This is a genomic window from Pseudomonas sp. NPDC090592 (assembly GCF_044769185.1).
In the GTDB taxonomy this organism is placed as follows: domain Bacteria; phylum Pseudomonadota; class Gammaproteobacteria; order Pseudomonadales; family Pseudomonadaceae; genus Aquipseudomonas.
In genome coordinates this window covers 105550-120218 of the sequence record NZ_JBIVXJ010000012.1, presented here as the reverse complement: position 1 = coordinate 120218, position 14669 = coordinate 105550, and the positions used below count along the sequence as shown (strand labels likewise).

Below are 14669 nucleotides of genomic sequence, written 5' to 3'. Positions count from 1 at the left end.
TATATCTACCCTTCAACTAGCTATTAGCTCCGAACTACGAAGCACCCTAGTCAAATGATCAGTCAGCAGATGGATGTCACCATGTAGATTTTGGATTCCATTCCACGGCCGGTTGCCAGTTTTGAAAAACCAATCCCCCGAACCAGACGTCCAAGCAGTATAGCCTTGCAGTTTTTTCAGACCCAACTTAAACACTGGAGCCAGTGGCGCTCCTGTAGCACACAACTGTTCCATGACGAACCCCATAGAGATAATCCCTGCACTATGGACGAGACGCGAACTTTTTGGCGTATGCCCATGCCAAGCATCTCCAAATACATCTTGGACCGCCTGGAAAAATTCGCTAATAGCTAAAAAACAAAGATCTTCGCCTCCCGGCAACTCAATAACCTCTCGGCAGTAACCGTCGGAAAGGGAGTTCATCACCAACTTTTGAAGCGAAGTATCACCTAATACGCCCGCAGGGTTTGTATGCTGCTTTATTTGCCCTTGCAACGAAGACCTATCGTCATAATTCAGCATCTCCACGATACGAGCAGCTCGGGAGCGGGAAGTCATTCTAAGTGGAAGACCACTCACCCCTGGAAGTAGTTCGTAAACCAAAGATTTTGGCAGTGGACTTGTATTATTTACTAAAATAAATTGCCGTCGAAGTTCTTCCTGACTCTTACAGACAAGGGCGGAAACGAGTAACTGGAACGAACTTCCTTCGATCCCAGCCAACGCAGAGAGACGCTGCTGACCATCTACAACGAACCCAGGCGGACCGGATGAAATGTCAACCTCAATTTCTACATAAGCCCCAGTCCCCTCAACCACCTTCACTCCACCGGTGAACGCTAGCACCACTGAATTGGGCATTACCGCATCTGGACGAGTCAGGTAATCGCGGATCTCTCGTATGTGTTTGGACACCTGAGGCCGCTGGAATCCATTAAGAATTCCACGATCATCACGCTTGACTCGGTCGATGCTTGCGATCGCCAAAATCTGCTCAACCGTCGCCGCAAACGATACCACCTGGTGGCTTTGGCTCTGTAAGGCCTTGATTGCGCTGAACTTAAGCAATGAAACTATTCCTTCTTTGAGCCCCCTCCAACAGAGGGGCAACAGCACTTTTCAGGCCCTTATACCAACCTAAACGCACAAAAACCAGACAATTTTCATGGCCCAAGCAGTTATTCAATGCTAGATTAGCAACCCCAGATAAATGCAGAATCATCACCACAAAGGTTTGCAGTTTTTCGTATGAGAACCGTCATCATTACCAACTGCACCAATCGAAAGCGCCTTGATGGCCTGCCCTCGGTGGTGCTGAGCGACGAATGCTACCCATCGCTTGCAGCTATGGCGCAGGCGTGGAAGGAGCGAGTCGACGAGCGTCCTGCCACTCAGACGGCATCTTCACTTTACCTGGGTAGGAGCGTTTCCGACGCGAAGTGCGTCGCTACGAGGCTGGGAGCGAGGCTAATGTTCGCGTCGACCGGCTTAGGGTTGGTTGAGAGCGATCATAAGTGTCCGCCCTACGACCTGACTGTGTCTCAAGATCCGAATTCTATCATCCCACAACTCGAAAAATGGGGGCTCCGCGCGTCAGACTGGTGGGAAGCCGTGAATGGCACCCGTGAAAGAGCAAGCGCCCTAGCCGATCTCGTCAGCCATCCAGACATCGATTTAACGCTGATCGCACTCACTTCAAGCTACGTTCAGTTGATAGCTGCAGACCTCGAAAAAATAGAGGATGCACACATCGACAAGGTCAGGATATTCACTTCGCGCCCAGGCATTGAGATGCTTCCCCGTCGCTTGCGAAGCATGGCGATGCCCTATGACGAACGACTTGAAGGCTCAACACTACCAGGCACTCGCAATGATTTCCCTCAGAGAGCCATGCGTCACTTCGTTGAGGTTCTTGAACTGTCGAGTGCTCCTGCAGAAGTCGCTCGGAAGGCCGTCTCCGAAGCGATGAATGATTTGTCGCCAGCCAAAATGACTGTCCGACGTCGCGCATCGGACAGTGAAATTGCCTACATGCTCGAGTGTGTGTGGTCCGACTACAAAGGCAGTTCCACCCGCTTGTTGCGCTACCTAAGGGATGTGGCCCAAGTCTCGTGCGAGCAATCGCGTTTCCGGAAAATCTGGCGCGACATCAAATGCCAGGACAGCATAGAGAGCAAAGCATGACGAGCGAAAATGCGATTGTGGTGCGCGCACTACGCACCACTCAAGGCGACAACCTTGATGTGTACGCATTATTCATCAAAGGATCTGACCTGGTCCGGATTGCTGACATCACCCGCCTTTCTCGCGAAGACAGTAGCCCCCTCAAGGGCTTCCAGCGCCCCGAGATTAAAAACCATGTCAAAGGGATTACCGAGTACCTCAATCAGGGAAACGTGCTCTTCCCCAACGCAATCATCCTGGCGCTGTCACCGGACCTACGCTTCGTTGCCGCACGCGGAAGCAAGCCGACCGGCGACGCGGGGCTTTCGCAAGCGGGTACCCTCACGATCCCTATTAGGGAGGAAGGCTTGAGATCTGCCTGGATCGTGGACGGGCAACAGCGCTCGATAGCGCTAGCGAAAGCAGCCAATTCAGATATCCCAGTTCCAGTGATCGGGTTCGTGTCTGACAGCCTGACCACCCAACGCGAGCAGTTCATTCTTGTCAACAAGGCGAAGCCCTTGCCTACTCGACTGATCAATGAACTACTGCCAGAGACAGGCGGTATTCTTTTGCCCCGTGAACTGAGTGCTCGCAAGGCTCCAGCTGAGTTATGCGGGCTTCTTAGCCGTGATCCCAACTCTCCTTTCTATAAACTCATAAAGCGGTCATCCGAGCAGAATTGCAAAGCAGTTATTACTGACACTGCTGTCATCACGATGATCCGCAACAGCATTAGTAATCCACTGGGGGCATTGGCTCCGTACACCTCTAGCAGAGACGGTGCAGCTAACGTTGAGTCCATGTACCACCTGCTGACGACCTTCTGGCGAGCTGTTCGCGACACGTTCCCAGAGGCGTGGGCACTTGAATCCAAGAACAGTCGGCTCATGCATTCCGCAGGAGTAATCGCCATGGGCGTCCTTATGGATCGGATCTATGCCAAAATAGGAGGGCATGGCGAGACCTACGACGCCATCCTAAATGAACTGAGCAGAGTCGCCTCCAACTGCGCATGGACATCGGGTCAGTGGCCGATTATTAATACGCAGTGGAATGAAATCCAAAGCACCCCTCAAGACATCAAGGTACTGCAAGAAACCTTGATCCGCCTCTATATGACCAGCGCTCACCGATGAAATTTTTATACGCCGACACCCAAGACTATGTAGACCCGGACTACGACTTCATCAACGATCGAAATGCGCCAGGCCGTAAGAGATACTGGGATGACCAGTATGCGCACGAAATGATGTCCCCTATGCCTTATGACGGACTCTTGGTTTCGATGAGCGCTGTGCGGCCCGCAAATGGGGTCGCTAACTCAAAGGTTCGGTATTCAACTTCCGAGCAGCAGCGCTTTTTGAGAGAGGGTGTACGCAAATTCCTAAGACTCGATGGCATCCAGTTCAAAGATACTATGGTGTTGGGCGACTGTGGGGCTTTCGCCTATGTAGAGCATCCGACCCCTGCGTATAGTCCAAGCGAGGTAGTAGAGTTCTACTCAGATGCGGGATTCACCCATGGCTGCTCCCCGGACCACATCATATTCAACTGCGATTCCAGCAATCCTCCAGCGGAAAGTCAGTCGGAAGATGTGCTGTTTCGGTACGAAATTACACTAAAAAATGCGCAAGACTTTCTGCGCCTAGTGAAAGAGGCAGGATGGCCCTTTGAGCCTCTAGGGGCAGTGCAGGGTTGGTCTCCACAGAGCATGGCGAACGCTGCAAAACAGCTCGAAGAGATGGGATATCGCTACTTGGCGATCGGGGGTTTAGTACCTCTAAAAGTCGATCAAATTCATGAAGTTTTGAAAGCGCTTCGCGCAATTCTCAATCCACAAACAAACATTCATCTCTTGGGCTTTGCCAAAGCCGAAAACATACATGAATTCACCGGATATGGCATTACCAGCTTTGACTCAACGTCCCCTCTCATACGTGCATTTAAAGATGCAAGATGCAACTATTACATGGGCACCACAACAAGCAAACTGGATTATTACACCGCCATCCGCATCCCTCAGGCGATTGAAAACCCACGCCTTATGCAGGGAATAAAAAAAGGCACATTGAGCGCAGAAGAACTACAAAAAAAAGAAAAATCGGCATTGTTAGCAATCCGTCAATACGACAAAGGCCTGCTCGACTTTGACTCAACCCTAGGAGTGCTAGTCGACTATCTCCGACTAACACTGTCGGGGTCGATCTCGTCACCTGCAGAACTGGAAAAAGAAATAGCAAAACATATCCGGCTTATCTCACCCACTCTGAGAGATAAGCCGTGGCAAAAATGTCAGTGCTCGATTTGCCAGTCAACTGGCATTGAAACCATCATATTTAGAGCAAGCAATAGAAACAAAAGACGCGGGTTTCACAACCTGGGTGTTTATCACCGCCACCTTCAGAAAACTCTGGAATTTTCGAAACAATGATCTATCGATTCAAGGGTGTGCGCGCCCAACAGGCGTCCGGGCATGACGTATTTTCTTTCGCGGCCACTCCAAATGACATTTTAGAATTCTCTGAAATTGAGAGAGTCGGACGCAATGAAGACGGTCACCTTAAAGGTTTTCAGCGCCATCAGGTCGCCTCGCACATCAGAGATATTCGGGACTACCTTCAACGCGATGATGCATTGCTCCCTAACGCGATCATCTTAGCCTTTCTAGATGGAGTCACGATTAAAGACCTCGGCGAAGGCATCGTAGAAATCGTTATTGAGACTACTGATTCCAAGCCGGGCTTTGTAGTTGATGGCCAACAACGACTCAGTGCCCTTGCGACGATGGAAAAGCCTGGGTTCCAGGTGTTCGTATCAGCATTGATTTGTAAAGACTACAACGAATTACGACAACAGTTTGTGCTCGTTAACAATACGCGGCCGCTTCCAAAGTCACTGATCTATGAACTGCTACCAACTGTTGACGGCTTGCCCGAAAGATTTACCAGTCGCAAATTCGCAGCTCACATTATTGATCTATTAAACTTCTTACCAAACTCTTCTCTATTTGGCGAGATCAAGCAACATACAAACCCCAAGGGAGTTTTAAGCGATATGGCGATGCAGAAGTTTGTAATGAACTCTGCTAACGACGGCGCCATTCGTAGCTTTATGAAATTCGATGACTTTGAGGGGCGCAGCATCGAACTCATCAACAATTTCTTTCACGCTGTGCGCGTGGTTTTCAGATCGGAGTGGGAAGGACTAGCGCCCAGAAACTCACGTTTGAAGCACGGGGCAGGCCTAGTATCGTTGAGTTTCGTTATGGAAATGCTTTACTCCGAGCAAGGTTCGGCCAGCAAAGAAGAGTTCATTAAAGGCCTCAAACTTTTGAAACCTCATACCGCATGGACAAGTGGTGAATGGCATATTTCAGAAACTGACCAACGCCCCTGGAACGGTATCCAAAATACCCCTACTGATATCGGACTACTTACGAAGTACCTGACCGAAAAGCTAAAACACGAATTGAAGCGTCGCTAAATACACGCCCAGTTCCGAGGATGGGAATATGCATAAAAAAGCCTTAGTTTTATTTTCAGGCGGGCAAGACTCCACAACCTGCCTTGCCTGGGCGCTAGAGCGCTACGAGTACATTGAGACTATTGGCTTTGATTATGGCCAGAGGCACGAAATAGAACTCCAGTGCCGGATAAACATCTTGCTGGAAATACGTAACAGGTTCCCAAACTGGGCTAAGCGACTTGGTGATGATCACGTACTTGATATCAAATTACTCGGCCAGATCAGCGATACAGCGATGACAGCCGAGAAGAAAATAGAATTTGAGAAGAACGGGCTTCCCAACACTTTTGTCCCTGGGCGCAATCTGCTGTTCTTCACCTTTGCTGCCGCCATCGCGTATCGACGAGGACTTAGCGTACTAGTAGGCGGAATGTGTGAAACGGACTACTCAGGCTATCCAGATTGTCGAGACAACACGCTAAAGTCGCTGCAGGTGTCTCTCGGCCTTGGCATGGATTTACCGTTGGTTATCGAGACACCCTTGATGTGGCTGGATAAGAAACAAACATGGGACTTGGCCAAAGACCTTGGCGGGCTTGGCTTTGTCGAGTTTGTTCAGGAGGAAACCCACACCTGTTACCTAGGCGATCGTCAGCGTCGACATGAGTGGGGATATGGGTGCAATGACTGCCCGGCTTGCGAATTGCGCCGAAACGGCTTCGAGGCATTCCAGCGGGATAACGACGTATGACCTACAGCGTTAAGGAAATTTTCTACACCCTGCAAGGAGAAGGACTTCGAGCGGGCCGGCCAGCAGTATTCTGTCGCTTTGCTGGGTGCAACCTCTGGAGCGGCCGGGAAGCCGACCGCTCCCAAGCGGTATGCCAGTTCTGTGACACCGATTTTGTGGGTACAAACGGAACCTTGGGAGGTAAGTACCTGAGCGCGGAGGCCTTGGTCGAGCGGATCAGTTCGCAGTGGCCAGTTGGCCAAGCGCACCGTTATGTCGTGCTCACAGGAGGTGAACCGTTGCTACAGGTCGATGAGGACCTGATCAATGCACTTCATAACCAAGATTTCGAGGTAGCGGTTGAGACAAATGGGACCATCGCAGCGCCTGCCGGTATCGACTGGATCTGTGTGAGCCCCAAGGCTGGCACTGAATGGGTACAGCAAAGCGGTGACGAATTGAAACTCGTCTACCCACAACCGGGACTGCTGCCCGACACCATTACCGCCAATGACTTCAAGTACTACCTATTACAACCAATGGATGGTCCATTGCAACGGCAAAACACTCGATCCGCAATTGCCTATTGTCAAGCCAATACCAAGTGGCGACTGTCCGTGCAAACACACAAAATATTGGAGATCCGCTGATGTCCACGCCTCCGGTTGCTCTTCCCTCCCCTTCGCCCGCCGCTGAGTCCATTCTCAACTCGAATAGCAACACGGTCTGCGAATTGTCGCAGCGGTTCTACTTTGAGGCTGCCCATACATTGAATCGTGGCATAGAGACCGAAAGTAGCCGCCGCATCCATGGGCATACCTATGAAGCGGAGGTAACCGTCGCAGGCCAACCAGATGCCACCTCCGGCATGCTAATTGACCTAGGCTACCTACGAAGCGAGATTGCACGTGTTCGCGAGATGCTTGATCACCGGCTACTTGACGAGGTGCAAGATCTGGGGCCGGCCACAATCGAAAACCTGTGTGCTTTTATCCGTAAGCAACTCGAAGATTCAGTACCCAGCCTCTGCGCCGTGATGGTGGAGCGCCGCCTCAGTGGTGACCGCTGCGTTTTGCGCTGGAGGAAATGATGACCTTTTTCAAAATCATTAAGTCCATAATACTCCAACACCTAAATAGACTTCCGCTCCACTCCCTCTATAAACTCACGAATGATGCTTGAAGCCCCCTTACCATGCGGATAGATAATATCTCTTCTTACACTAATCACAGGATAGAACGCCTGATGTTTTGAACTGCGAGATGAGAATACAAAATAATCTGCGGTTTTAGCTAGATGGCACAAGGCTGGCGTAGATGTATGATCGCTGTTGATCTCAACCCTGAGCCCTTTAAAAATAATTTCCAGTACATCCCTGGCGCGGCGCGCGGCCCCCTCAGTGAGGGTGTAGATAGCCAACAATTTTCCTTGTAAGTCAGGGACTGATCTTATCGCTGAGTCGGTATCTGAGTTAGAGTCTTTGTTATCGGTAAAGTCTGGAACTGACTCACCGACCTCAAGAATTTCTCGCATTAGCACAAAAGTCAACTGGCGTACCGCTGGGTCTTTAATTTGCCTCCAATGTTTTGCCGCGAAATCCTGTAGCGCTTGCCAGACCTGGCGACGCAATGGCTCAACTGGGCAGGGCGCATCCAGTAGCACATCCACCGACTCCAGCATTTTGGAATACGCTTCAGGCCCTTTATTGACCTCCCACAGCATTAATATCGCGTCGATCAACCTCGTATATTCATTGACGGTGAACGGTTGCGCTAACATCAACTGTGTCAGTTGCGCGGCCAGTGACAGCAATGCTGGATTGACTACGGAATCAAGGGCTAGCAACTCTAACAGTTCTAACCAGAGAACTCCTTGGCAAGTCAGGTCCCGCTCCTCCAACCAATCCAGGAGCAGTGGCAGCGTGTTACGAAGAACCGCCTGCCCAGCAGGCGATCCGGCCTGGATACAGTGAAGCAACTTTTTCGCGCTAAAGGATTCAACTGTCCAATTTTCGCAGTACTCTTGTGCCTCACGCTCCAGTCCACCATCTAGCGATTCAGCATCATCCAAGCGCTGAAACCAACTATTCCAACCGCCTAACTGTTCTTTAGAAAAGCGCTTCTGCATATCTTGCCAAATTGCAGTCATCATAGGAAATGACTGCAGCGGTTCAAACCAAGACACAGGCATGGCCTGCAACTGCTGCCACAATTGCTGCAATTCACCTAATGACACATCCAGCGATCGCTGCAGTAACGCTTGTACCGCTCCAGGCCCCTCCTCCTGAGCTTTCGACTCACCGACCACCGTCTGTATATCAACCTCAGGTTGAACTACCTGAACTGATCCTGCCCAATGTAGTAGTTTTCTTAACCAGTCCGAATCGACAAAAACGGGCGCATGCTGCTGAATCTGTACATTCCCCAACACAGCGGCACCAGCAACCCACAACTGCCAGTCTTGCTTAAAGCTTTCGTGAACCTCAAACAGCGGAACTGACATGAATAGCGGGTTTAACGGGTAGCACAAATCAGCCAACTCATCCCTGCTTTCCCCGGCTATCACATCAGTAATAAGCAGCCGATTGAGTCCCAGATGCCCCAGCGCTCGAAGCATTATGCGAACTAGCCGTAACGGTATACGACCGCCGAGTAGACTGGGCAAGCGTGGATGGTTAATAATGTCCTGCCAACGGTCTGCTGAAGCCAATGCCTGCAACTCTAACGATAGCAGGTTAGGCGGGCTGAAACCTCCCGAGTTCTTAAGTTCGCCGTAAAAGCGCCAAGCATTTTCGCCATCATGTAGTCGGTAGGCCAACATGAAATCACGCAGAACTCGACCTATTGGCCGTTTAGCCAATGACATAAGTGCGGGACGTTGACGATACAACTGCAGCACATTAGCGAGCACTGTAAATATCCGGTGTTTCTGCTGTTCACCTACCCCGTCCAGCAAGTCAATACGCAACAACCCTGCGGGTGAACGCGCTAGCAATGCACTTTGTCCCTCATTATTTGGAGTGCTGATTAGACCATAACCAGGAGCGGTACCCGCCGTTCCTAAGAACGCCGAAAGTACCTGACGTAACTCCTCCAGCGCTCGGCCATCCTCAGCCGCTGCGTAGAAACATAATTCCGGAGGTCGACTGTACGGCAACAATAGCGGCCACTGCCCGGCACAAGCACTTTTCAGCAATGGTTCCAACAAACGCTGATGCGGTTGCGGGTATTTTCCGGCAATTACTTTTTCTGGATCGATCTTATTATCGACCGAGAAAAATGGTTGCAACCAGGCCGGCACTTCGCTCATGAACACGCCTCGAAGCGGTAATAATCTTCAAACTCCAGTAGCGCTTCGGAAATTATCTGCGGGTTATTTGTCAACATGACGTGCTCGTCGTTGCGGTTTGTACCGCTCCAAGTGTAGTTCATTGAACCCTTCAAAAAACAATTTTTAGTAAGCAGGCCTTTGGTATGAACCTGATCACTGTACTGGTAACAAAAATCTTGATCGGCAACCAAGCGACCGCTCAGTTGTTGGACAAACCGACGACTGTGAACGTCGTCTCTGGTTACAATCCGCAACCGGCAACCACCGTTAACTGCTCGCGCCAATACCTCATTAAAACCAACCTCTCTATTGCCCCAACCAGGTTCAAGTGCATCCCACTGCCCGGAACAGTTGTCCAGAACAGGAAAGTCACTCAGCCAGGGTGACACTAGCCATATAGGCTCTGGACGGAGTAATAGACCCGCCATTAACCCGCCAAGTACTTCACGAAACTGCCTACGCCCCAGAGGGCCGTGTAAAAAAATTTGACGCTGATCAGTCATGCTAAATCTCTTATTGAATGGCCTCAGCCAGTTCGATTCGCAGTACCACACTATCCTGCAACCGAGCCATAGCCCCGATGCGCGGATACAACCAAAGCCCTAAGTGATCAACCGGTTGCAACTGAATCTCAGCAATCAGTTGCGAAATATTGGTGATCTGCGTACGCGGAAGTAGCAGGTCCGCACGCCCTGCTCGGCATAACACTCCGTGCAACTCAGCCAGGTAGCCAGAGGAGAGTTGAACAAGCGGTTCTTGCTCTGCAAACAGAAAACTGCCAAGTAAGCGTTCAGTGGTGGCAACACCGTTTTGGAACGGGTTGTAGTAACTCATCTCAGACTGACGAATGGCATTGCCACGTGGCCACAACAACCCCTGATTGCGGCACAGCCCTTGGAACACCTCAACAGGGGTTGCCTGCTTACCCAGATCTTTGGACGCAAGTGCATGAGCTGCGATATTTAGGGCCCATTCAAGGCCGCTATCAGCCTCCAACGCTCGCCAGGCGCTCAGTAATTCAAACAAGGCTGCGTCAGTGGAGTCATTGCTGCCAGGTCTTAGAGCCCTCGAATACAGCACACTCAAGAAACTGTGACTCAGGGCAAAGCCTTCGCTGAGCAGAAGTCGGTGCAGTTCTGCATTGGCTTCACGGCGGCACTGCAAATCACCGGCCCCTCGCACCGAGGCTAATGCATCAGCCAGATTGCCTCCTGGGACTACTAGCCCCAGCAATTGGTACAGATCAAAATCAATCTGTTCATAGTCACTTGGCTGTAGGCTACGTGCGAGAGTATTAAGAACGCGAAGCGGATCATCGAAATATACTTGCTCCAAGCGACTTATAATCCCGTTACCCCCAGCCTCCGACTCACTCAACCAGATCTCCAGGCAGTCCTCCAGCCATACCGCATCGGCCAATACCGCCCGCTCATCAACATCCGGCAGCAGTACGCACATTGTTCGCTGGGCAGCGGCAGCGAGAGTGTTGGCTAACAATGTGCGACTCCAGAGAGGCAATTCAGGTAGCAAATCTACATCCACCCACAGTGCACGGGCGCACTCCTGTAGGCAGATGAGCAGATCATCCCGCGCCAGTAACTCACGCAGATCCGCTTGTAACTTTTGCTCTTGCACAGAATCCAACTGTTCATCGGGTTGAAACAAACTCTGTGGAATTTTACGCAAGCGCTCAATACCGGCAGTCGTGTGCAACCGAGTTAACGCACTGGTTAATGGTTGAACCTCTGTAGGATCTAGATCAAACAACTCTCCGGCCAAAGCGGCTAAGTAACACTCGGCAATCCAATTTGCCTTGAATGGATCACCATCAAGAATATCTAGTTGATCAACAAGATGACGGAAGAATAACGGGCGGAGTCCACGTAAAACCTGCGGGCTTGGCAACATATCGCCAATCACTTGATCGCTAATCTGAAAGCGCAAACGCATGCCATCGACCCACTGCCGCGCACCGATAGCTACAGGTTCACCCCTGCGCTGCCAGTCAAATCTCACCCGGGTATTTTCCCCGTTGGTAAACCGCAAACTGGCATTCGCTGCGGTGCTGAATCGCACCACCTCCAAAGGAGTCATTTGCTGGTGCAAACAGAAGGTCACATCGGTCAGATGTCTTCCCCAACTTCCGACTGGAGGCTCATGCACCTCAGTCAATGACGGCACACGAAACTCGGCTTGCCACACAAGTCGCGCGTTGCTTTTCTCAGTTAGATTTAACTTCGGCTCGAGACGACGGGTATAGACGACACTTGGGCGCAGTACTGTCAACGGGTGAGCAGCGCTACTGCCAACCAGGCCCTCATCACGTAACTGCTCGCCAAAGGCCTCAAAAACCTCAAACTCGGACTGCTGGTCGACGCCAGGTTCAGGAACGAAACTTGCTGGAATTAGCCAGTCAGCATCCAAGTTGCTGTCAATGGCATAGCGCTTGGAAATCCGTCCAGGGGCAAACTCGCGTAGAGCTTGGAAAATCGGCAAATCTGTCCACTCGACGCTCACATCCACACCGCGCACCAAGGCAATAAACAGACTGGGTAAGCTCAACTCGGCAAACAGCGCTTCAGGGATAAACTCCGGTAGTGGTGAACTTCCTTTAGCCAAATCTTCCCAGAGTTGGCCATTGGCGCACCAGTCGGTAACCAGTTTGCGCTGCAGAGCAGGTAACAACTCAAGCATAACCGAACGCGGCGGAGCCCAAAGAATACGCAGCAGAGCATCGTTGTCGACATGCAGGGCATCTTTCAAATAAGCAGTGAACTCATCTTGCTGGCTTCCAGGCTGCAGTAGTTGCTCAACTAAAACCAATAATCTCTTGCAACCACTCCTATTAGCCTGAGGCTTTCGCAGTATCGTCCAAACTGCACCACTGCCTAATTGCTCACTTAGCCAGTCGAGTAGCGCCATAGCTGCTTGCATTTTCTGAATATGGCTGTTGTGTAACGGCAGACTTTGCCGCTTAATTTCTGGGCTAAGCAACTCTTCGTAGCGTTGAAATGCAACTCGATCGCGACCAAACTCGGAAAGGACTACCAACATCCAAGGGCGCATGGTACGAGAGCGACCTGCTCGGCCCTTGCGCTGCAAATATGACGCAACATCACGCGGCGCCTTGTGTTGCAGTACAGCCCCCACGGCAGGGTCGTTGAAACCCACCTCAAGTGAGGCCGTGGCAACGACAATTTCAGCGTCAGCATCGACTCCCACATCTTGGCTTGATGTACGACCGATTACCGCGCGATCATCCTCACTGAGCAAATGGCCTATGTCAGTGCCCACCCTCCAGTCTTGCCCTAGACGAACACGTTCTAGAGGATGCACCGCTTCTTGCTCATCTACACCCTGCCCATCCTTCGGACCGCGCAAGCTAGCCAGTGTGGGGTGGTGAGGTGTTAGCCCCCACTTATTCGTACGCCATCCTTCGGCATCTGCAAGCTGGTGATAAAGACGATTGTTGGCGTCCAAGTCGTCGGTAAAGACGAAGGTTTTACTTCCCCACGTTCCCTTAGAACAGCCCTTGCGGGCATCCAGAATACGCCTAGTTAGCATGCTCGCCTGAATGGTGGTCGATAGCAAAGCAGTCTGTGAGACCGGATCACCACGCAGCACCATCAGGTACTCCGCCCCCTCATCAAACATTTCATCAGGCAACGGTTCAACCAGTTCAACACGCTCTTGGCGCGCCCCGACCAGTTCGGCAAAAAACCGTGCGGCATCGGTCAAGGTTGCAGATAACCCCACAAAATGAGGCCGGCATTGAGCGCGCCTCATCCAACGCCGGAGTAGATACGCCGTCTGAGCCCCACTGCTACCGCCGTAGGTGTGCACCTCATCAAGTAACACTAGCGTCGGCCCCGCTTGCGGGCCGACACCAAAAAGATGGTTACAACTATAATCCCCAAGTTTCCGATTGAGCATCTCAGTGGTGGTAAACAAAATATCCGGCGGGATATCTGCCTGGCAATGGCGAGTCAAGGCCACTTCGTCATCGGCCACTCGATGCCCGCAGCGATTGCATTTAACCTCTTGCAGGCTGGCAATCCATTCCATCTTTCCGCCGCAACTACTGCTGGAGCAACGCAGCAAGTCAAATGCCAGACTTGGTTTCTTCGTTTTAAAATCCACCCCAGCCCATTGCCACTCAGTAGGAGTATCACCGTAGAGCGCGCCAATGCGAATCTTGCGCCCAATTCCAGCCTGCATCAGGCCATCGAGTTTACGGCACTGGGTCCAGGCCTCCATAAACTGGTCTTTGAGCAGTTCATTTCGCGGATAGACGGCTAGAATCCGCACCCTGGGTGTGTGATTGCCCAGCAGGTCTGCAGCGAGCGCCGCTAGTCCTGGCAAGTAGAACGACAGCGTCTTTCCACTACCTGTACCGGCACAAACAATGGTGCCGGAGGCATGGGTCTGTCCATTGCGATGCGCACTGAAAGCCTGCAAAATTCTCGATGTGGAGCGGGTCTGAAAACCGGCCAAATCCAGTGGGTTTCTGGCCGACTCGAGTAATGACTCAATGGCTGCTTTTAAATATTCAGAGGCATGCATCCCCGGCCACTGCAACCACTGAGGCAACAGTTGCGCCGGATCCTGATCGCGTTTGGGATAACTACGAGGTCGCCGTAAAAAGCGGAAATCCGACACTAGCGTACGAGAGCGATCTATCGGTTGCTTAAGAAACCATTGCCGGAGATTGCGATATAGGTGCGCCGCCTCGCCCATTCTCGTCCGGTAAACCTTCATCAGTCCTTCCGGATGGGGTACCTCGATGAGCATCGCATGCTTTATCAATGCCCTTCGTACATCGTAGGAGTCATGATCTGGTAATACTTCTTCTAGGATGTGCAGTACCTCTTGCTCACTGAAAAAGCCCCCGGTATCTCCCCAAACCAGCAGCCTAGTTTCATGCTCTTCCAACTTATCCAAACAAGCGTGCAACTCATTCAGCGTGATGCTCATGAGA

The 14669-nt window shown here is 51.4% G+C and carries 11 protein-coding genes; 7 read left to right on the top strand and 4 right to left on the bottom strand.

Annotated features, from left to right (window positions below; translation table 11 throughout):
* Positions 1-12: 12 nt before the first annotated feature.
* Entirely contained in the window at positions 13-1068 is a 1056-nt protein-coding gene (gene dbpB, locus ACIQUI_RS13250; RefSeq protein WP_403199075.1) for a DGQHR domain-containing protein DpdB, read from the bottom strand.
* Positions 1069-1470: 402 nt separating this feature from the next.
* On the opposite strand from dbpB (ACIQUI_RS13250), the gene ACIQUI_RS13245 reads away from it, so the two are divergent.
* The 7 genes from ACIQUI_RS13245 to ACIQUI_RS13215 are packed head-to-tail and all read left to right on the top strand — an operon-like array spanning position 1471 to position 7451.
* Entirely contained in the window at positions 1471-2184 is a 714-nt protein-coding gene (locus tag ACIQUI_RS13245) for a hypothetical protein (protein WP_403199073.1), read from the top strand.
* Entirely contained in the window at positions 2181-3302 is a 1122-nt protein-coding gene (gene dbpB, locus ACIQUI_RS13240) for a DGQHR domain-containing protein DpdB (protein ID WP_403199071.1), read from the top strand. Before ACIQUI_RS13245 ends, dbpB (ACIQUI_RS13240) begins: the two co-directional genes overlap by 4 nt.
* Positions 3299-4597 carry a tRNA-guanine transglycosylase DpdA gene (gene dpdA / locus ACIQUI_RS13235; protein WP_403199068.1) on the top strand — a complete coding sequence of 433 codons (1299 nt, stop codon included), beginning with the start codon at positions 3299-3301 and terminating at the stop codon, positions 4595-4597. Before dbpB (ACIQUI_RS13240) ends, dpdA begins: the two co-directional genes overlap by 4 nt.
* Complete coding sequence (gene dbpB / locus ACIQUI_RS13230; protein ID WP_085694983.1) at positions 4594-5649, top strand: DGQHR domain-containing protein DpdB; 1056 nt, start codon at positions 4594-4596, stop codon at positions 5647-5649. The genes dpdA and dbpB (ACIQUI_RS13230) overlap by 4 nt, the downstream gene beginning before the upstream one ends.
* 28 nt (positions 5650-5677) lie before the next feature.
* Positions 5678-6382 (top strand): 7-cyano-7-deazaguanine synthase QueC, encoded by a 705-nt coding sequence (queC, locus tag ACIQUI_RS13225; protein WP_403199065.1) that lies wholly within the window; start codon positions 5678-5680, stop codon positions 6380-6382.
* Positions 6379-7011, top strand: coding sequence for a 7-carboxy-7-deazaguanine synthase (gene queE, locus ACIQUI_RS13220; RefSeq protein ID WP_403199063.1), 633 nt, complete (start codon positions 6379-6381; stop codon positions 7009-7011). The genes queC and queE overlap by 4 nt, the downstream gene beginning before the upstream one ends.
* Positions 7011-7451: a 6-pyruvoyl trahydropterin synthase family protein gene (locus ACIQUI_RS13215; protein ID WP_403199060.1), complete on the top strand. Its 441-nt coding sequence runs from the start codon at positions 7011-7013 to the stop codon at positions 7449-7451. The genes queE and ACIQUI_RS13215 overlap by 1 nt, the downstream gene beginning before the upstream one ends.
* Positions 7452-7492: 41 nt before the next feature.
* On the opposite strand, the gene dpdD is transcribed toward ACIQUI_RS13215, so the two are convergent.
* From dpdD to dpdJ, 3 genes are read right to left on the bottom strand one after another with little or no spacing between them, the layout of a single operon-like run.
* The gene (dpdD, locus tag ACIQUI_RS13210) at positions 7493-9670 is read right to left on the bottom strand and encodes a protein DpdD (protein WP_403199058.1); all 2178 of its coding nucleotides are present in this window, start codon (positions 9668-9670) and stop codon (positions 7493-7495) included.
* Positions 9667-10194, bottom strand: coding sequence for a phospholipase D-like domain-containing protein DpdK (gene dpdK, locus ACIQUI_RS13205; RefSeq protein ID WP_403199055.1), 528 nt, complete (start codon positions 10192-10194; stop codon positions 9667-9669). The genes dpdD and dpdK overlap by 4 nt, the downstream gene beginning before the upstream one ends.
* A gap of 10 nt (positions 10195-10204) precedes the next feature.
* On the bottom strand, positions 10205-14665 hold the full coding sequence (gene dpdJ, locus ACIQUI_RS13200; protein ID WP_403199053.1) for a protein DpdJ: 4461 nt from the start codon (positions 14663-14665) through the stop codon (positions 10205-10207).
* Positions 14666-14669: the final 4 nt, after the last annotated feature.

What these genes read in the sequence shown, in the direction of transcription:
- dbpB (WP_403199071.1), top strand. Translation starts at nt 2,181, where the DNA reads ATGACGAGCGAAAATGCGATTGTGGTGCGCGCACTACGCACCACTCAA.
- dpdA (WP_403199068.1), top strand. Translation starts at nt 3,299, where the DNA reads ATGAAATTTTTATACGCCGACACCCAAGACTATGTAGACCCGGACTAC.
- queC (WP_403199065.1), top strand. Translation starts at nt 5,678, where the DNA reads ATGCATAAAAAAGCCTTAGTTTTATTTTCAGGCGGGCAAGACTCCACA.
- dpdK (WP_403199055.1), bottom strand. Translation starts at nt 10,194, where the DNA reads ATGACTGATCAGCGTCAAATTTTTTTACACGGCCCTCTGGGGCGTAGG.
- queE (WP_403199063.1), top strand. Translation starts at nt 6,379, where the DNA reads ATGACCTACAGCGTTAAGGAAATTTTCTACACCCTGCAAGGAGAAGGA.
- ACIQUI_RS13245 (WP_403199073.1), top strand. Translation starts at nt 1,471, where the DNA reads ATGTTCGCGTCGACCGGCTTAGGGTTGGTTGAGAGCGATCATAAGTGT.
- dbpB (WP_085694983.1), top strand. Translation starts at nt 4,594, where the DNA reads ATGATCTATCGATTCAAGGGTGTGCGCGCCCAACAGGCGTCCGGGCAT.
- dpdJ (WP_403199053.1), bottom strand. Translation starts at nt 14,665, where the DNA reads ATGAGCATCACGCTGAATGAGTTGCACGCTTGTTTGGATAAGTTGGAA.
- dpdD (WP_403199058.1), bottom strand. Translation starts at nt 9,670, where the DNA reads ATGAGCGAAGTGCCGGCCTGGTTGCAACCATTTTTCTCGGTCGATAAT.
- ACIQUI_RS13215 (WP_403199060.1), top strand. Translation starts at nt 7,011, where the DNA reads ATGTCCACGCCTCCGGTTGCTCTTCCCTCCCCTTCGCCCGCCGCTGAG.